Raw genomic sequence first — 19145 nt, 5'->3', positions numbered from 1 at the left:
GGTACGTGGCAGGATCGTGGACGTGGCTGAGACGGCATCGAAGAAGACCGCAGACAACCGACCGCGCCTGCTCCTCATGGACGGGCATTCCCTGGCGTACCGGGCGTTCTTCGCGCTGCCCGCGGAGAATTTCACGACCGCGTCCGGTCAGCCGACCAACGCCATCTACGGCTTCGCGTCGATGCTGGCGAACACGCTGCGCGACGAGTCGCCCACGCATTTCGCGGTGGCCTTCGACGTCTCCCGCAAGACGTGGCGCTCGCAGGACTTCCCCGAGTACAAGGCGAACCGCTCCAAGACCCCGGACGAGTTCAAGGGTCAGGTCGAGCTGATCGGCGAGCTGCTGGACACCATGAACGCCGTGCGGTTCGCGGTGGACGGTTTCGAGGCGGACGACGTCATCGCGACCCTCGCCACCCAGGCCGAGGCCGCCGGCTTCGATGTGCTGATCGTCACTGGTGACCGGGACTCCTTCCAGCTGGTCAGCGAGCACACCACCGTGCTCTACCCCACCAAGGGCGTCTCCGAGCTGACCCGCTTCACCCCGGCGAAGGTCGAGGAGAAGTACGGGCTGACCCCCCAGCAGTACCCCGACTTCGCCGCCCTGCGCGGCGATCCGTCGGACAACCTGCCGGGCATCCCCGGTGTCGGTGAGAAGACCGCCACGAAGTGGATCACCCAGTTCGGTTCGTTCGCGGAGCTGGTGGAGCGCGCCGACGAGGTCAAGGGCAAGGTCGGGCAGGCCCTCCGCGACCACCTGGAGTCCGTCAAGCTCAACCGCCACCTCACCGAGCTGGTGCGGGACGTGGAGCTGCCCAAGGCAGTCGCGGACCTGGAGCGCGCACCGTACGACAGGACCGCGCTGAAGGGGTTCCTGGAGGTCCTGGAGATCCGTAACCCGAGCCTGCGTGAGCGGCTCCTCGCCGTCGACCCCGGCGCCGTGGAGGACGAGGCCCCGGCGCCCGCCCCCGGCGTGGAGCTGGACGGCGCGGTCGTGTCCACCGGCGAGCTCGCACCCTGGCTGGAGCAGCACGGCGCGCAGCCGCTCGGTGTGGCCACCGTCGACACCTGGGCGCTCGGCACCGGCAGCGTCACCGAGGTCGCGCTCGCAGCCGCCGCCGGACCGGCGGCCTGGTTCGACACCACCCAGCTGAACGAGGCCGACGAGCAGGCCTTCGCCGCCTGGATCGCCGACGCCGGCCGGCCGAAGATCATGCACAACGCCAAGGCCGCGATGCGGGTCTTCCCCGAGCACGGCTGGAGCGTCGCAGGCGTCACCATGGACACCGCGCTCGCCGCCTACCTGGTCAAGCCGGGGCGCCGCTCCTTTGCGCTGGATGCGCTCTCCGTGGAGTATCTGGGCCGTGAGCTCGCCCCGGCCGCGGCCGATGGCCAGCTCGCCTTCGGCGCGGACGAGCAGGCCGAGGCCGACGCCCTGATGGCCCAGGCCCGCGCGGTCCTCGACCTCGGTGAAGCCTTCACCGAGCGGCTGAAGGAGGTCGGCGCCGTCGATCTGCTGCACGACGTCGAACTGCCCACCTCCGAGCTGCTCGCCCGCATGGAGCGGAACGGCATCGCAGCCGACCGCCCCCATCTGGAGGCCATGGAGCAGCAGTTCGCGGGCGCCGTTCAGCAGGCCGTGAAGGAGGCGCACGCCTCGGTCGGCCACGAGTTCAACCTCGGCTCGCCCAAGCAGCTCCAGGAAGTCCTCTTCGGCGAGCTGAACCTCCCCAAGACGAAGAAGACCAAGACCGGTTACACCACCGACGCGGACGCGCTGGCCTGGCTGGCCGCGCAGACCGAGCACGAACTGCCGGTCCTCATGCTGCGCCACCGTGAGCAGGCGAAGCTGCGGGTCACCGTCGAGGGCCTGGTCAAGACGATCGCGTCGGACGGCCGTATCCACACCAGCTTCAGCCAGATCGTGGCGGCGACCGGCCGGCTCTCCTCCACCGACCCGAACCTGCAGAACGTACCGGTGCGCACCGACGAGGGCCGGGCGATCCGCCGTGGCTTCGTCGTCGGCGAGGGCTTCGAGTCACTGATGACCGCCGACTACAGTCAGATCGAACTGCGCGTGATGGCCCATCTGTCGGAGGACGAGGGCCTGCTGGAGGCGTTCGCCTCAGGCGAGGATCTGCACACCACCGTCGCCTCCCAGGTGTTCAGCGTGGACAAGTCCGCCGTCGACGCCGAGATGCGCCGCAAGATCAAGGCGATGTCGTACGGACTGGCCTACGGCCTCTCGGCGTTCGGCCTCTCCCAGCAGCTGAACATCGAGCCCGCCGAGGCGCGCGGCCTGATGGACACCTACTTCGAGCGGTTCGGCGGCGTACGCGACTATCTGCAGCGCGTCGTCGTGGAGGCGCGGGCCACCGGCTACACCCAGACGATGCTGGGTCGCCGCCGCTATCTGCCCGACCTGAACAGCGACAACCGTCAGCGCCGCGAGGCGGCCGAGCGGATGGCGCTCAACGCCCCCATCCAGGGCACCGCGGCGGACATCGTCAAGGTCGCCATGCTGAACGTCGAGCGGGCGCTGCGGGAAGCGAAGCTGTCCTCCCGGCTGCTCCTCCAGGTGCACGACGAAATCGTTCTGGAGCTGTCCCCGGGAGAGCGCAAGCAGGTGGAGGAGCTGGTCCGCCGCGAGATGTCGTCGGCCGTGTCCCTGCGCGCGCCGCTGGACGTCTCGGTGGGCGTGGGGGCGGACTGGGAGTCCGCGGCTCACTGATTCAGCTCACCGATTCAGCTCACCGAGGCGGCTCACTGGCGCGGCTGACTCGCGCAGGTCACCGAACGCAGGTCACCTGTCGCGGAACAGCCGACCGCGGGTCACCGGACGCGGGTTGCCGTCACAGGTCAGCGGGACGTCTCACGGGGGCGTTCGAGCGGTTGCTGCGGGGGCGTACGAGTAGTGCGAGTACGTCCCCGCAGTCGCATCCCCGCCCCGTACAGCACCAGTCCGGCCGCGAGCCCCGCTCCCGCACCGAAGCACGCGGTCGGGATGATGTCGAGGGGCGAGTCCACCCGCCCGGTGTACGCGTACCAGCGCGCACACCGATGGGCCACGCCGATCAGCATGCACGCCCCCAGCAGGGCCCCGGCGAGCCAGCGCCCGCGCCGGTCGAGCACCGGTACGGACACGGGCGCCGCGACCGCCGGATGCCGCCGCAGCGCGGAGACCACGAACCACACCAGAGCCGCGAGGGCGAGTGCCGAACTGCCGTACTGCGCATACGAGTACACCGGCAGACCCGCCGCGGTCTCACTGAGCACCGGCAGCATCCTGGTGCCCCACCGGTCGTGATGGGTGAAGGCATCCCACACGATATGGGTACTCGCGCCGAGGACCGCCGAGACGTAGAAGCGAAGGGCGAGCCACCGGCCCAGGGTTCCTTCCGGCGCCTGCCCCCGTACGGCCCCGAGGACGCGGCCCTGCCGGCGGCGCGGCAACAGGGCGACCAGTGGCTCGCGTACCACCAGCCACACCGCCACCAGCGCCGCCGTGATCGCCACATCGACGGTGAGAAGGCCCGGAACGGCGTGGGTGACATCTCCGAACTCCATGGCACCGGGAATCACGCTGGCCGCGAAGTACGTCATATCGGGCGCGAAGGAGCCCATCACGAGTGCGGAGGCGAGCAGCGGACCGCGCGCGGAACCGTCCCTCCGGAGGCCGGGCAGCACTGCCGCGGCATGACTCAGCGTGAACGGCATGGACGTGCTCCCTGTAACCGGAATTCATCAATGACGCCCAGTATGCGCGATGTTCGAAGCACGGAAGCCGGGCATCCGGGACGTGGCGAACTGGTGAAAACCGGTCAAGAACCGGTGTCCCGGCGCCCCGAGTTGCCGTAGGGTCACGTGAGTCCGCGCTGGGGAGCGCGAACAGTCGCCGACGGGGAGGGCACGGACATATGGCAGCGCAATTCGGCCGCCGACTGCGCAGGGGAGCGACCACGGCCACGGTGGCCGCGGCCGCCGTGGCGGCACTCTCCGCCTCACAGGCTCCCGGTGTTCTGCCCGCCACCTCGGGCGACAGCCGGGAAGCGGCCGATGCAACTCCACCGCCCGGCACTCCGGTCACCGGCAACTCCCCGTACTACACGGACCTTCCGCCGCTGCACACGCCCGACAAACCGGGCGCGTCCATAGACCTCCCCGCGACCGGGACGACGGAAGCGGGCATTCCAGCTACCGTCCTCGCGGCGTACAAGCAGGCCCAGCAGTCGATCGCGGGTACCGACCCCGGCTGCCATGTGCCGTGGCAACTGCTCGCGGCGATCGGCAAGGTGGAGTCCGGGCAGGCGCGCGGCGGCCGCGTCGACGCCAACGGCACCACGCTCTCGCCGATCCTGGGACCCGTCCTCAACGGTGTCGGCTTCGCGAACATCTCGGACACCGACAAGGGTGCCTACGACGGCGACTCGACGCACGACCGTGCGGTCGGCCCGATGCAGTTCATCCCGTCGACCTGGGCCCGGTGGGGCCAGGACGCCAACGAGGACGGACGCAAGGACCCCAACAACATCCACGACGCCGCGCTCGCCGCCGGCCTCTATCTCTGCGCCGACGGCCGGGACCTGGCGGTCAAGGGCGACCTCGACCGCGCCATCCTCGGCTACAACCACTCGCAGGAGTATCTGCGTACGGTTCTGTCCTGGTTCGACTACTACAAGCGCGGCACCCACGAGGTCCCGGACGGCTCCGGCGTGCTGCCGGTCGGCAACGGACCCGACAGCTCGCGCCCCACGCCCACGCCGACGCCCATTCCCACGCCCACGCCGAAGCCGAAGCCGAAGCCGGAACCCACGCCCGGCGGCTCCGGCAGCCCCGGCTCGAAGCCGACCCCCGGCCCGTCCGAGCCCGGTGACGGCCCTGGCGGAACGCCGCCCCCGACGAAGCCCACACCTGTACCGACGCCGGCCCCGTCTCCCGTCACCCGCATCGAGGACGCGGGGACCGGGGAACTGGCGGCCATGGCCGGCCGCCCGTTCACGGAGCGGGCCACGGTCCGGGTGAAGAACGCCGCAGGCAAGTCCGTCCCGAAGCAGCTCGTACGGTTCGAGATCGTCGGCGACACGGATGCCCGCTTCACCGGCGGGAAGACGAGCGTCATCCTGGCCACCGGTGCCGACGGCACAGTCGAGGCGCCTGCCCTGCAGGCGGGCGAGAAGACCGGCCGCTTCACGGTCCGGGCCACGGTGACGAGCCGCAAGCTGCTCCCCGTCGACTTCGCCGCCACCGTCACCGCCCGTGCGGCCGACGCGGTCGCGAGGACCGGCGACAAGGCCCTCACCGCCGCCCCGGGCGCCGAGTTCGCGGACGACGTCGAGGTGAAGGCCACCTACAAGGACGCCGTCGCCCCCGGCGTGGCAGTCACCGCGACCATGATCACCTCGCCCGAGAAGCCGGACACGAACGACAAGGGTCCGTACTTCAAGGATGCCGAGGGCAAGCCGGTCCGCACGCTCACCGGGTTGAAGACCGACGCCGACGGAGTCCTGAAGCTCCCGAAGATCTTCGCGGACGACGCGGAGGGCACCTTCCTGCTCCGCCTCACCACCGAGGGCGGCGCCACCGTCACCATCGAGCTCAAGGTCGCCGCCCCCGCTTCCTAATGTTGTTGTCAAGCAGCCGGTGTCACTGGGGGTGCGACCTGGTAGCACCGTCGGTCGCGGATCAGGGCCCATAGGACGTTGACGCGTCGGCGGGCGAGGGCGAGCACGGCCTGGACGTGTTTCTTCCCCTCGGCGCGTTTGCGGTCGTAGAACTTCCGGGAGTTGGGATCGCATCGGATGCTGACCAGCGCGGAGGTGTAGAACACCCGCTGCAATCGCCGGTGGTATGCCATGGGCCGGTGGAGATTGCCGCTGACCTTGCCCGAGTCACGCGGCGCGGGAGCGACACCGGCGAAGGCCGCCAGGGCGTCCGGGGAGTCGAACTCGTCGAGGCTGCCGCCGATGGCGGCGAGGAACTCCGCACCGAGCACGGTGCCGATGCCCGGAACACTTTGGACTATGTCGGCGAGTTCGTGCTCGCGAAACCGGCCCTCGATGAGCTTGTCCATCTCGGAGATCTGCTCGTTGAGGGTCATCACCTCCTCGGCCAGGGTGTGGACCAGCCTGGCGATGGTCTTCTCCCCTGGGATCGAGGTGTGCTGGCGCTCGGCGGCCCCGACCGCCGCCTCGGCCAGGGCCCTCGCGTTACGGACCTTGCGGTTGGCCAGCCACTTGGTCAGCCGCGAGGTGCCGGTGCGGCGGATCGCGGCCGGGGTCTGGTAGCCCGTCAGCAGCTTGAGCGGTCCGGCGTTGGTCACGTCCAGGGCCCGTTCCAGGGCCGGGAACATGCTCATCAGGGTGCCGCGAAGGCGGTTGACCACGCGGGTGCGGTCCTCGACAAGGTCGGCACGGCGTCCAGTCAGCAGCTTGAGCTCGATGGCGGCTTCGTCGCCGGGGCGGATGGGCCGCAGGTCGCGGCGCATCCTGGCCTGGTCGGCGATCACGTAGGCGTCGCGGGCATCGGTCTTGCCCTCACCGCGGTAGCCGTCGGAGGCCCGGTTGACCAGGCGGCCGGGGATGTAGAGGACCTCCTGGCCGTGGCTGACCAGCAGGGCCAGCAGCAGCGCGGGCTCGCCCCCGGTCATGTCGATGGCCCAGGTGACCTGACGGCCGTCGGCCAGGTCGAGGACGTCACCGATCAGCTTCAGCAGCTCGGGCTCGTCGTTGGCGACCCGCCGCGAGAGCAATGTCTTGCTGTCGGCGTCCATCGCAAGGCCGTGATGATGGCCCTTGCCGCTGTCGATGCCCACCCATATCCGGCTCATCGCGCTCCTGCCATGCGTATTCGTACGGTTCGTACCACGGACGACCTCGCCGGCATTGCTCTACTCAGCGACTTGTTCGCACTTCCTAATCGGCGGCCGAGTCGTCGTGGGGCGCCGGGCGGCGAAGCGAGGGAAGCCACCGTCGGCAGCAGCCTGATAGCCACACCCGACACCCCTGGGTGTCCTCACCCTACGAATGGGAGGACCAACCCGATCAAGAAGGTAGAGCAGCCTGACCGGCGCACGGCTCTCCTTACTCCCGCACCGCCCCTCTGCCGCAACCGGGCAGAGGGGCGGCGCCATGTGCCGGCGGTGCAACGTGTTCTCATCTCCACCTGTTCTCATCTCGCGGCTCCATTGCTACGGTGCCCCAGCCCTGACGCCGTATCAGATCCCGATCGGATCCGAGCTTCCCGGGAGGCCGAGCATGCGCGCCCTCGTCGCCGCCGCCATCGGGCTGGCCACTGCCCTCGCACTCGTCCTCACCATCACGGCGATCGGCGCACCTCCTGGCGAGACCTCGCCCGAGCCGCTGCTGACCACCGTCCCCGGCCCCAAGAAGTAGGAGGGCCGGAGCATGCGCCGTAGAGCGAGCCTCGTACTCCTTGCCCTCGCCGTCTTCTTCACCGCGCTGTCACCGCTGCTGCGCTGGTACGCCTTTCCGCGGCTCGCGAAGATCCCGCCCGGCCAGTACCAGGAGATGGTGCTGGAGGCGAAGCCCGCGACCCTCCTCGACTACGGCACCCTGCAGGCGAAGGAGGTCGAGAAGGTCACCATCGTGCAGACCCTCAAGGGCAATGTGGAGGAGTCCGAGAAGATCGAGCGCAGTGCCGGCCGCGACGTCGTCGTCTGGGACTCGCTCTCCTACGTCCAGGGCCCCGACGGCAAGATGGTCTCCCAGATCCCCGAGCGCTACATCTTCGACGCCCACAGCCAGGCGCCGGTGCACGCGACCGGGGAGATGGTCGACGGCGACCCGGTCCGGCGTGAGGGCATCGAGTTCAAGTGGCCGTTCCTCACCGAGAAGCGGGCGTACGAGTACTTCGACGCCCAGGCCCGTACGTCCGCGCCCATCCACTACAAGGGGACACAGAACTTCCGTGGGCTCGAGGTCTACTACTTCGAGCAGACCATCCCGTGGACCAAGGTGCCCTACCCGAAGAAGATGCCCATCCCCGGCGTCGACGCCACCACGCTGGAGAAGCAGACCGGCACCACGCGCTGGTACACGACCAAGCGGATGTTCTGGGTCGACCCCGTCACCGGCGCGCCGGTCAACGGCGAGGAGATCCACAAGGAGGAGCTGCGCGGCGGCACGCTGCTGGGCGGCCGGGACAAGGTCACCGCGTTCGCGGGGCATGTGAAGATGCGGCCGGACTACGTCGACTCGACCGTCGAACTGGTCACGTCCCAGCGGCAGCTGGTGCTGTTGATGACGTCCTACCTGCCGTGGGGTTTCCTGGCCCTCGGAGGCGGGCTGCTGGCTCTGGCCCTGGTCCTGGAGGCACGCGGCCGCCGTCCCAGGGCGCCGGCCGCGGAGCGCGAGGCGGAGACCGTCAGTGCGTGACCCTACGGTCGCGAGGCGGAGACTGTCAGTGCCTGACCCTACGGTGGTGGCATGGCACTTCTCCTGCGACCGCTCGATGCCCCGCTCGCCGGCCAACTGGCCGAACTGGCGAGGCTGACCTGGACCGACGGTTCCGTCACCGCCGCCGCGGCCGAGTCTTTCGGCTGGATGGCGGACGGCTCGATGATGAACGCCTACATGACGCCGGGCGGGCACCCCGTCCACCCGGAGTGCTTCGGCACGCCGGGTCAGGACGAGGTGTCCTGCCTGCTGTCGTTCGCGTACCTCTACGAGCAGGACGAGCACGACGTCCGCGATGAACGGGACGGGTACAAGACCAACCTCACCTGGATCAGGCGCTTCTACGCGGAGGACGACCGCTGGGTCTTCGACCAGGATGCGGGACGGGCGGCCTTCGACACCACCTGGCGCACGGCCGCGGAGCTCTTCACCGCGCAATGCGGCGAACCGGAGGTGTCGGCGCGGATCCGGGACGACGACGAGGGCTGCCCGCCGTGGAACTACACCGCCTGGCGGTGCGGCGACAACGCCCTGATCGTCGGCCAGTGCTCCGACTTCGTCTCGTTCAGCGTCTTCGAGCAGGCGGTGGTGTGGATCGGCCGCTACCCCAAGGACGAACCCTTCCCCGAGGCCACCGACTTCTGGAGGCTGCTGGAAGCCTGACGCTCCGGCGGGCGTGGCTCAGCGGCGGGTGTTCGTGCGGCGGGTGGGCTCGGCCGTCGAAGGGTCCTCCGGCCAGGGGTGCCTGGGGTACCGGCCGCGCAACTCCGCCCGTACGGACCGGTACCCGTCCTTCCAGAAGGACGCAAGGTCGGCCGTGACCGCGGCGGGCCGCCCGGCGGGCGAGAGCAGATGCACCAGCACCGGCACCCCCGAGACCGTGGGCGTCTCGCGCAGACCGAACAACTCCTGGAGCTTCACCGCCAGTACGGGCTGCTCGCCGCCGTACTCCACCCGGACCCGCGATCCGCTCGGCACCTCGATCCGCTCCGGCGCCAGCTGGTCCAGCCGGGCCGCGTCGCCCGTCGCCCAGGGCAACAGACGTTGCAGGGCCTGACCGGCCTGTATACGCCCGAGGTCGGACCGCCGCCGGGCCCTGGACAGCTCCGGCTCCAGCCACTGTTCGGTACGGTCCAGCAGTGCGGCGTCCGACACGTCGGGCCAGGGCGCGCCCACCGCCCGGTGCAGGAACGCGAGCCGCTCACGCAGCCCCTCCGCCTCACGGGTCCAGCGCAGCAGTCCGAGCCCCTCGCGCCGGAGCCCCTCCAGCAGGGCGTCCCGTACGAGAGCGGCGTCCGGGTCCTTCAGCACACGTACGGAGAGCTCGACGGCCCCCAGCCGCTCCACGCGGCGGGCGACGACATCGCCGTCCTCCCAGTGGACCTCCTCGCCGGCGACGAGCAGATGCGCGGCGGCGGCGCGCGCGGTCTCCTCGTCGACGACGGCGGCGAGCCGCACCCGCGCGGAGGCCGCCTGCGCGGGCCGGTCGGCCACGGCGACGGCGAGCCACTGCGCACTCCGGAGCCCCGACCCACCGGTCAGTTCGGCCCCGGTCCCCGAGGCCATGAGGAAGGCCCCTTCGCCACGGGCCCTTGCCACCCGCTCGGGAAACGCGAGAGCGGTGACGAGCCCGGCGACGGTGTCGTCGCCGGCGCGCTCCTGTCCGGAGGCCCGGGGAAACTCCGGCCTCGCCGGCGTTCGAGGCGCGGGTGCCGGGGCGGAGTCCCGGTGACGGGAAGCGGGACGGGGAGCAGCGGACAGCTGCGACCGGGAAGGGGGACGGGGAGCAGCGGACAGCTGCGACTCCAGGCGGCCCGCCTCCGTCCTCCAGCGCGCCGCATACCCGTCACCGCCCCGCCGGGCCGTGCGCCAGGCAGCGGCAAGGTCGTCGCCGTACTCCCGCGGCGGCTCCTCGCTGAGCAGGGCCACCACCTCGGCCGCCCGGCGCGCACCCACCTCCCGCGCGCCGTCGAGCAGCGCCCGCGCCAGCCGGGGGTGCAGGCCCAGCCTTGACATCCGTACGCCCCGTTCGGTGGCCCGGCCTGTCGCGTCCACCGCGCCGATCGCCGTCAGCACCGAGCGTGCCGCGGCCAGCGCGCCCGCCGGGGGCGCATCGAGGAGTGCCAGGCCCGAGGCGGCCGGGTCGCCCCAGCACGCCGCCTGAAGTGCGAACGCCGCCAGGTCCGCGACCTTGATCTCGGGGGAGGGGAACCGCGGCAGCCGGCTGTCCTCCGCCTCGGCCCAGCAGCGGTACACCGCGCCGGGCGCCTCACGGCCCGCCCGCCCGGCCCGCTGGCGCGCCGCCGCCTGCGAGGCCCGCACCGTGGTCAGCGCGCTCAGGCCGCGCGCGTGATCGGTGCGCGGCTCGCGTGCGAGGCCCGCGTCCACGACGACCCGCACGCCCGGCACCGTCAGGCTCGACTCCGCGACCGACGTGGCCAGCACCACCCGCCGTACTCCCGAGGAGCCCGCCAGTACCGCGTCCTGCACCGCCGCCGGCGCCCGTCCGTGGACCTGGAGGACTTCCGTGCCCACGTCCCCCAACTGGCCCGCCACCCGGCCGATCTCGCCGACCCCGGGCAGGAAACACAGCACGTCACCCGCGCGCTCGGCCAGCGCCCGGCGCACCACCGAGGCCACATGCGTCAGCAGCGCCGGGTCGACCCGCATCCCGTGCGGCGGCCGCACCGGCCTCGCGGGCGGGGCCCACACCACCTCCACGGGATGCGCGACGCCCGCCGCCTCCACCACCGGCGCATCTCCGAGAAGCCGTGCCCAGCCCTGCGCGTCGGTGGTCGCCGAGGCCGCCACCAGCCGCAGCTCCGGCCGCAGCGCGGCCCGTACATCCAGCAGAAAGGCGGCCACCGTGTCCGCGTCCAGATGCCGCTCGTGGCACTCGTCGAGAATCACCACATCGACCCCGGACAGTTCCTGGTCGCGCTGCAGCCGCTGAAGCAGCACACCGGTGGTCACCACCTCCACCACCGTCCCGCGCCCGACCACGCGTTCCCCGCGTACGGTGAAGCCGACCCTGCCCCCGGCCTTCTCGCCGAGCAGCCACGCCATCCGACGGGCCGCGGCCCGCGCCGCGATCCGCCGGGGCTCGGCCACCACCACGCGCCGTGCGGGCCCGCCGCCCACCAGGCCCGCGAGGACCAGCGGTACGAGGGTGGTCTTGCCGGTCCCGGGCGGCGCGCACAGCACCGCGCACCCGTGCGTGTCGAGCGCACGCGTCAGCGCGGGCACGGCCGTATGAACGGGCAGGCTGCCGAGGACATCTTCGCGGATCACCGCCCCAGTCTCCCAAGAGACGCTGCCCGGACGACCATCGCCGACGACGGCCGCGACGGCGGAACGTGTGTGATGCGTGCCCCGGGCCCCGGTGCTTCCGGCGCTCAGTCCCGTTCGCAGACGAAGATCGCCGTGCCCGGGATCAGACCGCCGCGCAGCGGGGACCAGCCTCCCCACTCCTGGCTGTTCCAGGCCGGCCACTCCGGCTCGACCAGGTCCACCAGCCGGAAGCCCCCCGCCACCACGTCCCGTACGCGGTCGCCGAGCGTCCTGTGGTGTTCGACGTAGACCGCCTGCCCCCGCTCGTCCTGCTCGACGTAAGGAGTGCGGTCGAAGTACGAGGCGGCCACCGAGAGCCCCTCGGGCCCCGGCTCGTCGGGGAACGCCCAGCGAATCGGGTGCGTGACGGAGAAGACCCACCGCCCACCGGGCCGCAGCACCCGCCGTACCTCCCGGAACACCTTCACCGGGTCCGCGACGAAGGGCACCGCCCCGTACGCCGAGCACGCGAGATCGAAGGAGCCGTCGAGGAACGGCAGCGCCCCCGCGTCCGCCTCCACCAGCGGTACGCGGCCGGCACCGTCGCCGATCCGCAGCGCGTGCTGCAGCTGCCGGTGGGAGAGGTCCAGGGCCACCGGGCGCGCACCCTGTGCGGCCAGCCAGCGCGCGCACTGCGCCGCGCCCGCGCCGATCTCCAGGACGTCGAGCCCCTTCAGAGATCCGGCCGGCCCCAGCAGTCCGGCCTCCGCCTCGTCGAGGCCCTCCGGCCCCCATACGAAACGGTCGTCGCCGAGGAACTGGCCATGATCGGTCTGGTACTCGTCGGCGTTCCGGTCCCACCAGCCGCGGCTTGCCCGGCTGCTCTCCGGATCGCCGGCGTCACGGCGAGTGGCTTCCGGTTCGAAATCTTGGCTCATCGTCACCGTCGTTGTAGTTTGCGTTCAGCGCGCCGATGGCGGCCGGAGGCGGCCATCCTGGCCTCGGCAAACATTAGTTGTGCCGGGTATGGAGCGTTCCGCCCCGGGTGTGCGCCTTCGCGCATTGACCCTGTCCGGCTGCCCCCGTATGCTACAAGTTGCGCTGCGGGCCTGCGCGCCTCAGACAGAGCAGGTCGCGCTCGCATCTGTATGTATGTCCCCTCGGTTCACGAGGCGCCCCCGGGTCCACACTGGGCAGGTGCTTCCTAGGCTGTCCGGTCTTCTGCAGCTGCGATACGGGTTCTCGGCGTAGCAGTACCTACGACTCACTGTCCGTACCGGAGCCCTTTCCCACATGACGAGCAGCACCGAGACCACCGCCACCACTCCGCAGGTAGCGGTCAACGACATCGGTAACGAGGAAGCCTTCCTCGCCGCGATCGACGAGACGATCAAGTACTTCAACGACGGCGACATCGTCGACGGCGTCATCGTGAAGGTCGACCGGGACGAGGTCCTGCTCGACATCGGTTACAAGACCGAAGGTGTCATCCCGAGCCGCGAGCTCTCGATCAAGCACGACGTCGACCCGAACGAGGTCGTCAAGGTCGGCGACGAGATCGAGGCCCTGGTCCTCCAGAAGGAGGACAAGGAAGGCCGCCTGATCCTCTCGAAGAAGCGCGCTCAGTACGAGCGTGCCTGGGGCACCATCGAGAAGATCAAGGAAGAGGACGGCATCGTCACCGGCACCGTCATCGAGGTGGTCAAGGGTGGTCTCATCCTCGACATCGGCCTCCGTGGCTTCCTGCCGGCATCTCTCGTCGAGATGCGCCGTGTCCGCGACCTCCAGCCCTACGTGGGCAAGGAGCTCGAGGCGAAGATCATCGAGCTGGACAAGAACCGCAACAACGTGGTCCTGTCCCGCCGCGCCTGGCTCGAGCAGACCCAGTCCGAGGTTCGCCAGACGTTCCTCACCACCCTGCAGAAGGGTCAGGTCCGCTCCGGCGTCGTCTCCTCGATCGTCAACTTCGGTGCCTTCGTGGACCTGGGTGGCGTCGACGGTCTCGTCCACGTCTCCGAGCTCTCCTGGAAGCACATCGACCACCCCTCCGAGGTTGTCGAGGTCGGCCAGGAAGTCACCGTCGAGGTCCTCGACGTCGACATGGACCGCGAGCGTGTCTCCCTGTCGCTCAAGGCGACGCAGGAAGACCCGTGGCAGCAGTTCGCCCGCACGCACCAGATCGGGCAGGTTGTTCCCGGTAAGGTCACCAAGCTCGTTCCGTTCGGTGCGTTCGTGCGCGTCGACGAGGGCATCGAGGGCCTGGTCCACATCTCCGAGCTGGCCGAGCGCCACGTGGAGATCCCGGAGCAGGTCGTCCAGGTCAACGACGAGATCTTCGTCAAGGTCATCGACATCGACCTCGAGCGTCGTCGCATCAGCCTCTCGCTGAAGCAGGCCAACGAGTCCTTCGGTGCCGACCCGGCCTCGGTCGAGTTCGACCCGACGCTGTACGGCATGGCCGCGTCGTACGACGACCAGGGGAACTACATCTACCCCGAGGGCTTCGACCCCGAGACCAACGACTGGCTCGAGGGCTTCGAGACCCAGCGCGAGGCGTGGGAGGGCCAGTACGCCGAGGCGCAGCAGCGCTTCGAGCAGCACCAGGCTCAGGTCATCAAGTCCCGCGAGGCCGACGAGGCCGCTGCTGCCGAGGGCGTTGCCGCCCCGGCCGCCGGTGGCAGCACCGGTGCGGGTGTCTCGGGTGGTTCGTACTCCTCGGAGTCGGACGACAACTCCGGCGCCCTGGCGTCGGACGAGGCCCTGGCTGCCCTGCGCGAGAAGCTGGCCGGCGGCCAGAGCTGACGCTCTGCCCCAGCTGGTAACTAGCTGAAAGTAAGGCCCGCTCCCTCTGGGGAGCGGGCCTTACTTGCGTAGGGCGTGCCGTTGCGCTGCCTCGCCGTCAGCAGGGGAGGAGGGGAGTGGGCATGCCGAAGGTGTGGACCAAGAGGGGTGAGCTGGGCCGCCGCCGCTGAAGTGGGCGTCCCGTCCGAGCTGTTCACCGAGCGTCGGCGGGAATGCCTGTGTGCCACCAGGCGTTCTTCTCTACGAACACGAGGAGGAGCGGTAATCGTGCTTGATCCGCAGGGTTTGTACGAATGGGAGCCGAAGGGCCTCGCGGTCGTCGACATGGCGCTCGCGCAGGAATCGGCCGGCCTGGTCATGCTGTACCACTTCGACGGATACATCGACGCAGGTGAGACCGGTGAGCAGATCGTCGACAACCTGCTCGAGACGCTTCCCCACCAAGTGGTGGCCCGCTTCGACCACGACAGACTCGTGGACTACCGGGCCCGCCGCCCGCTGCTGACCTTCCGCCGTGACCGCTGGAGCGGCTACGAGACCCCGACGCTCGACGTCCGGCTGGTGCAGGACGCCACGGGTGCGCCGTTCCTGCTGCTGTCGGGACCCGAGCCGGATGTGGAGTGGGAGCGTTTCGCCGTAGCGGTGCGGCAGATCATCGAGCGGCTCGGAGTGCGGCTCGCGGTCAACTTCCACGGCATTCCGATGGGCGTCCCGCACACTCGTCCCGTCGGCCTCACCCCGCACGGCAACCGCACGGACCTCATGCCGGGCCACCGCAGCCCCTTCGACGAGGCGCAGGTGCCGGGCAGCGCCGAGTCGCTCGTCGAGTACCGCCTGATGGAGTCGGGCCACGACGTCCTCGGCGTCGCCGCGCACGTGCCGCACTACGTCGCCCGCTCCTCCTACCCGGACGCCGCCCTGACCGCACTCGAGGCGATCACGGCGGCCACGGGCCTGGTCCTGCCGGCCGTCGCACACTCGCTGCGGACCGAGGCGCATCGCACCCAGACCGAGATCGAGCGGCAGATCGGCGAGGGCGACGAGGAGTTGGTGACGCTGGTGCAGGGGCTCGAGCACCAGTACGACGCGATGGCGGGCGCCGAGACCAGGGGAAGTCTGGTCGCGGAGCCGGTGGACCTGCCGTCCGCCGACGAGATCGGCCGCGAATTCGAACGCTTCCTCGCGGAGCGGGAGGGTGACAACTAGGGCGTGTTGTGGAAGAAGCGCCGTCCGCCCGCAGGGCGGGCGGCGGAACTTCTCCCAGACGCCCCAGGGCACCCGGGCCCGGCAGGGATCCGAAAGACACATCCCCAGGGCGCTCGCGTAGGCTGCGGGTCATGCTGAAGGTGGGCCTGACCGGCGGAATCGGAGCCGGCAAGAGCGAAGTGTCCCGTCTGTTCGTGTCGTACGGCGCGGTCCTGATCGATGCCGACAAGATCGCTCGCGAGGTCGTCGAGCCCGGAACGCCGGGGCTCGCCGCCGTTGTCGACGCCTTCGGCCCCGAGATCCTGGCCGCCGACGGCACCCTGGACCGGCCGAAGCTCGGCTCGATCGTCTTCGCCGATCCCGACCGCCTGGCAGTGCTCAACAAGATCGTTCATCCGCTGGTCGGAGCGCGCTCCATGGAGCTGGAAGGCGCAGCCGGGCCGGACTCGGTCGTGATCCATGACGTGCCACTGCTCACCGAGAACAGCCTGGCCGGGCTGTACGACCTGGTGGTCGTGGTGGACGCGTCGCCCGAGACCCAGCTGGACCGGCTGGTACGGCTGCGCGGAATGGCCGAGTCCGAAGCGCGGGCGCGCATGGGTGCGCAAGCCACACGTGAGCAGCGGCGGGCCATCGCCGATCTGGTCATCGACAACGACGGGCTGCTGGAGCATCTGGAGCCCCAGGTCCGCAAGGTCTGGGCGGAGCTGACGCAGCGGGCGGCCGCGGAGTCCGGCCCCTCCTAGAGGTGTCTTCCGGATCGTGCAGGGCTCGCGTGTCCTGCACGGCACCTCGCGGCGTATTCGTCAGTCGCCGACGCTCCACGTGGGCTCTCCCCCTGCCTTCGGCGGGGCCCATCCTCCCCTGCGCGCTTCCCCTCCGTAGCCCTGCGGGCACGGGAGGTGCCCCCCCTCGCCACACTCCGCTCACTGATCCACCTGATCCAGGCGACACCCCCTGGACCTCCGTAGGGCATGCGCGGAGATCCACTCCGGGGCCGACTGATCTTTCGGACGAACCGCCGGCCGGAATAGCGCTCCCGGAGCCGGTGTTGGAACCGTGCAGCGAGGGGAAGGATGCGAGCGTGCCCAAGAGGAACCCGGAGACCCACGTCATCGACTACCGCGCGGCCGAGCAGTTGCTGGCCGCGAGGGATCCGCGCGGCGCCGTGAAGCTGCTGGACTCGGTGATAGCGGCACACCCGGAAAACACGGCGGCCCGCCTGCTGCGTGCCCGCGCCTTCTTCGCCGCGGCCCAACTGCGCCCGGCCGAGCTCGAGTTCGAGCTGGTCCTGGAACGCGAGCCGGACAACGCCTTTGCCCACTTCGCACTTGCCCGCACCTATGAGCGGGCCGGCCGTCCGGAACAGGCGAAGCGTCACTTCCGGCTGGCCGCGGCACTGGACCCCAAGCCCGAGTATGTGAAGGCCGCGAGGTTCGACTCGGAGGCCTGACAAAGGCTGTTCGCCCCGTTGTCGGACCCACCCCGTAACGTCGTGGATCCACGGTGGAGACGGGGAAAGGACACTGCCATGGGGATCACCTCCGCGTGGGCTATCACGGCGCACGACGACGATGTCATCGCGGGCCTGGCGCCTCGGGTCCGGCCGCTGATCGAGCGGCAGCGGGAGTTGCCGGAGACACAGTGTGCCTGGCAGGCATGGTGCGCCGACCCGCTGCCCAACCACCGGAGTTGGGGCGAGTTGCCGTACGGGAGTGCGCGGAGCGAGGACGTCCGCGCCTTTCTGCGGCTGACCTCGGCGATCCCGTTGAATGAACTGCACTGCTGTGACGACTGCGACTTCCACCTCTCCGACATATGGGAGGCGCACGACGAGGGCGTGCCGCCGTACTTCGCCGTCTTCAGCAAGGACTACGCCCTCAGCGCGCTGTTCCATGCGATAGGTCCCCGTCGGGCCGCCCTCCTGCCGGGGTGGTGCGGAGACTTCCTGCTCACCTCGGAGGAGGTGAGGCGCACTCTGCCGGCGGTGGAGGAGGCCCTCACCTTCACCCCGCAGGAGCGGGCCGCGGCCCAGGAGCAGGTCTGGCTCGACTGTCTCAAGGACGAGGAGCCTGTCCTGGACGGCCCGCTGCGCTGCTGGCGACAGGCTGCGGAGGCCGGCCTCGGGCTGTGCGGGGCCAACGTCCACATCTACTGACCGCGCCCGGTTCCGCCGTGATCCGGTTCGTACGGCGGGATGTCGCGGCCCGGCTGGTAGTGCGGGCCCTGGTGGATGTGGTGCAGAACCATGGCCAGGTCGACCGTGACGATCAGGAGCAGGGCCCCGCACACGGCCGCCCAGCCCGGGCGGGCGGCGAGTGCGAAGGCCGCCGTGCCCGCGGCGGCCCAGATCAGGCCCCATACGCTCAGCCAGAACCGCAGCCGCAGGGGACTGCGTGCGGTGATCGGCTCACTCCCAGTGCGCATGGCAATCACGTCTCCTCCTCCAGGATGCACCCGCGCCGTGTCATTTCTGCTGGGGAGGGGCACGGTGATTCCGGAGACGGAGAGGAGTCCTTGGGTGACACGCGTGGTGGTGGAGCTGCCGGAAGCGGACGACCTGGGCGAGATACTGCTGGATCTGGCCGTACCGCACGAGGACATCAATGAACTCCTCGCGCTGCGGTACCGGATGACCTCGGACCCGGGGCTGCGCCGACAGCTGGACGCGGACGTACGGGCGCTCGTCCGGAACATGGGGCAGGTCGACAGGGCAGGAAAACTGTCCTGGATGTCCGGGGAATCCGGGGCGGTCGGCCGCTACTTCCCGGTGTATGTGTTCGTGGCGGCACTCCCGTATGTGCGGGCGTACCACCGGGAGCGTTCCGTACCGGACGACGTGTCGCGGCGTACGCTCGCCGACCTCGGGCGCAATATGGCCGTTCACCGGCGGCGGAGGGGGACGGGCGGGCTGTTGATCCCGGGCTGGATCGGGCTGCACTTCCGGGGCGAGATCTATCAGTTGGGGCGGCTGCAGTTCGAGCGTGCCCGGCTCGGCAGCCGGATGGGGGAAGCCGTGCGGGCGGCCGGGCTGCCGCTCGGGCCCGAGGACCCGTGCCTGAATCTGCACATCCCGGATTTCCTCGGGTCGCTCGCACCCGCGGCGTGCGAGCGGTCCCTCGCGCGGGCCCGGGAGTTCTTCGCGCGGCACTTCCCGGAGGAGAGGTACCGGGTGGCCACGTGCCACTCCTGGCTGCTCGATCCGCAGGTCGCCGCGTATCTGCCGAAGGACTCGAACATCGTCCGCTTCCAGAACCGCTTCCGGACCGCGTACGAGGAGAGGCAGGTCCGCGACGGAGGTCCGGTCGGGTTCGTGTTCGGCGATCCGGAGCTGCCGGCGGAAGGGCTGCCGCGCCGCACCACCCTGGAGCGCGCCATCGGCGACCATCTGCGGGCGGGCCGCCACTGGTACGGCGGGCACGGCTGGTTCGAGATCTAGGGGGTTGAGATCGG

16 protein-coding genes are annotated in these 19145 nt (G+C 70.3%); 11 read left to right on the top strand and 5 right to left on the bottom strand.

The window, feature by feature from the left end:
• Window positions 1-22 precede the first annotated feature (22 nt).
• Window positions 23-2731: a DNA polymerase I gene (gene polA, locus OG883_RS21140; RefSeq protein WP_266543176.1), complete on the top strand. Its 2709-nt coding sequence runs from the start codon at window positions 23-25 to the stop codon at window positions 2729-2731.
• A 128-nt stretch (window positions 2732-2859) separates the two neighbouring features.
• Here polA and OG883_RS21135 read toward each other — a convergent pair whose 3' ends face one another.
• Window positions 2860-3717 carry a DUF4184 family protein gene (locus OG883_RS21135; RefSeq protein WP_266543174.1) on the bottom strand — a complete coding sequence of 286 codons (858 nt, stop codon included), beginning with the start codon at window positions 3715-3717 and terminating at the stop codon, window positions 2860-2862.
• A gap of 200 nt (window positions 3718-3917) precedes the next feature.
• On the opposite strand from OG883_RS21135, the gene OG883_RS21130 reads away from it, so the two are divergent.
• On the top strand, window positions 3918-5621 hold the full coding sequence (locus OG883_RS21130) for a lytic transglycosylase domain-containing protein (protein ID WP_266543172.1): 1704 nt from the start codon (window positions 3918-3920) through the stop codon (window positions 5619-5621).
• 8 nt (window positions 5622-5629) lie between these two features.
• Here the strand turns inward: OG883_RS21130 and OG883_RS21125 are convergent, their stop codons facing one another.
• Window positions 5630-6826: an IS110 family transposase gene (locus tag OG883_RS21125; protein WP_266539015.1), complete on the bottom strand. Its 1197-nt coding sequence runs from the start codon at window positions 6824-6826 to the stop codon at window positions 5630-5632.
• Between the two features lie 427 nt (window positions 6827-7253).
• Between OG883_RS21125 and OG883_RS21120 the strand changes: the two genes are divergently transcribed.
• The 3 genes from OG883_RS21120 to OG883_RS21110 are packed head-to-tail and all read left to right on the top strand — an operon-like array spanning window position 7254 to window position 9077.
• The gene (locus OG883_RS21120; RefSeq protein ID WP_266543171.1) at window positions 7254-7391 is read left to right on the top strand and encodes an SPW_0924 family protein; all 138 of its coding nucleotides are present in this window, start codon (window positions 7254-7256) and stop codon (window positions 7389-7391) included.
• Between the two features lie 12 nt (window positions 7392-7403).
• Window positions 7404-8393, top strand: a complete 990-nt coding sequence (locus OG883_RS21115) for a DUF3068 domain-containing protein (RefSeq protein WP_266543170.1) — start codon at window positions 7404-7406, stop codon at window positions 8391-8393.
• 51 nt (window positions 8394-8444) lie between these two features.
• Window positions 8445-9077 (top strand): hypothetical protein, encoded by a 633-nt coding sequence (locus OG883_RS21110; protein ID WP_266543168.1) that lies wholly within the window; start codon window positions 8445-8447, stop codon window positions 9075-9077.
• A gap of 18 nt (window positions 9078-9095) precedes the next feature.
• Here the strand turns inward: OG883_RS21110 and hrpB are convergent, their stop codons facing one another.
• Complete coding sequence (hrpB, locus tag OG883_RS21105) at window positions 9096-11705, bottom strand: ATP-dependent helicase HrpB (protein ID WP_266543166.1); 2610 nt, start codon at window positions 11703-11705, stop codon at window positions 9096-9098.
• Between the two features lie 104 nt (window positions 11706-11809).
• Entirely contained in the window at window positions 11810-12622 is an 813-nt protein-coding gene (locus OG883_RS21100) for a class I SAM-dependent methyltransferase (protein WP_266543164.1), read from the bottom strand.
• 355 nt (window positions 12623-12977) lie between these two features.
• Here OG883_RS21100 and rpsA point away from each other — a divergent pair, with 355 nt between their 5' ends.
• The 5 genes from rpsA to OG883_RS21075 all read left to right on the top strand — a co-directional run bounded on the left by rpsA (window position 12978) and on the right by OG883_RS21075 (window position 17850).
• On the top strand, window positions 12978-14486 hold the full coding sequence (gene rpsA / locus OG883_RS21095) for a 30S ribosomal protein S1 (protein WP_266543162.1): 1509 nt from the start codon (window positions 12978-12980) through the stop codon (window positions 14484-14486).
• Between the two features lie 267 nt (window positions 14487-14753).
• Window positions 14754-15692 (top strand): PAC2 family protein, encoded by a 939-nt coding sequence (locus tag OG883_RS21090; RefSeq protein ID WP_266543160.1) that lies wholly within the window; start codon window positions 14754-14756, stop codon window positions 15690-15692.
• 131 nt (window positions 15693-15823) lie between these two features.
• Window positions 15824-16438, top strand: coding sequence for a dephospho-CoA kinase (gene coaE / locus OG883_RS21085; protein WP_266543158.1), 615 nt, complete (start codon window positions 15824-15826; stop codon window positions 16436-16438).
• 338 nt (window positions 16439-16776) lie between these two features.
• Window positions 16777-17145, top strand: a complete 369-nt coding sequence (locus OG883_RS21080; RefSeq protein WP_266543157.1) for a tetratricopeptide repeat protein — start codon at window positions 16777-16779, stop codon at window positions 17143-17145.
• 78 nt (window positions 17146-17223) lie between these two features.
• A complete protein-coding gene (locus OG883_RS21075; RefSeq protein WP_266543155.1) occupies window positions 17224-17850 on the top strand; it encodes a hypothetical protein in 627 nt (208 codons plus the stop codon).
• Here OG883_RS21075 and OG883_RS21070 read toward each other — a convergent pair.
• Window positions 17844-18119 (bottom strand): DUF6343 family protein, encoded by a 276-nt coding sequence (locus tag OG883_RS21070; protein WP_266543152.1) that lies wholly within the window; start codon window positions 18117-18119, stop codon window positions 17844-17846. The two genes, OG883_RS21075 and OG883_RS21070, sit on opposite strands and share 7 nt — an antisense overlap.
• A 94-nt stretch (window positions 18120-18213) precedes the next feature.
• Here OG883_RS21070 and OG883_RS21065 point away from each other — a divergent pair, with 94 nt between their 5' ends.
• Window positions 18214-19131 carry an acyltransferase domain-containing protein gene (locus tag OG883_RS21065; RefSeq protein ID WP_266543150.1) on the top strand — a complete coding sequence of 306 codons (918 nt, stop codon included), beginning with the start codon at window positions 18214-18216 and terminating at the stop codon, window positions 19129-19131.
• Window positions 19132-19145 lie beyond the last annotated feature (14 nt).

The organism is Streptomyces sp. NBC_01142 (assembly GCF_026341125.1).
In the GTDB taxonomy this organism is placed as follows: domain Bacteria; phylum Actinomycetota; class Actinomycetes; order Streptomycetales; family Streptomycetaceae; genus Streptomyces.
Note: the sequence above shows the minus strand (reverse complement) of the source record. Positions and strands in the feature narration are given on the sequence as shown.

What these genes read in the sequence shown, in the direction of transcription:
- OG883_RS21130 (WP_266543172.1), top strand. Translation starts at nt 3,918, where the DNA reads ATGGCAGCGCAATTCGGCCGCCGACTGCGCAGGGGAGCGACCACGGCC.
- OG883_RS21100 (WP_266543164.1), bottom strand. Translation starts at nt 12,622, where the DNA reads ATGAGCCAAGATTTCGAACCGGAAGCCACTCGCCGTGACGCCGGCGAT.
- OG883_RS21110 (WP_266543168.1), top strand. Translation starts at nt 8,445, where the DNA reads ATGGCACTTCTCCTGCGACCGCTCGATGCCCCGCTCGCCGGCCAACTG.
- OG883_RS21115 (WP_266543170.1), top strand. Translation starts at nt 7,404, where the DNA reads ATGCGCCGTAGAGCGAGCCTCGTACTCCTTGCCCTCGCCGTCTTCTTC.
- OG883_RS21120 (WP_266543171.1), top strand. Translation starts at nt 7,254, where the DNA reads ATGCGCGCCCTCGTCGCCGCCGCCATCGGGCTGGCCACTGCCCTCGCA.
- rpsA (WP_266543162.1), top strand. Translation starts at nt 12,978, where the DNA reads ATGACGAGCAGCACCGAGACCACCGCCACCACTCCGCAGGTAGCGGTC.
- OG883_RS21075 (WP_266543155.1), top strand. Translation starts at nt 17,224, where the DNA reads ATGGGGATCACCTCCGCGTGGGCTATCACGGCGCACGACGACGATGTC.
- coaE (WP_266543158.1), top strand. Translation starts at nt 15,824, where the DNA reads ATGCTGAAGGTGGGCCTGACCGGCGGAATCGGAGCCGGCAAGAGCGAA.
- OG883_RS21070 (WP_266543152.1), bottom strand. Translation starts at nt 18,119, where the DNA reads ATGCGCACTGGGAGTGAGCCGATCACCGCACGCAGTCCCCTGCGGCTG.
- OG883_RS21125 (WP_266539015.1), bottom strand. Translation starts at nt 6,826, where the DNA reads ATGAGCCGGATATGGGTGGGCATCGACAGCGGCAAGGGCCATCATCAC.
- OG883_RS21135 (WP_266543174.1), bottom strand. Translation starts at nt 3,717, where the DNA reads ATGCCGTTCACGCTGAGTCATGCCGCGGCAGTGCTGCCCGGCCTCCGG.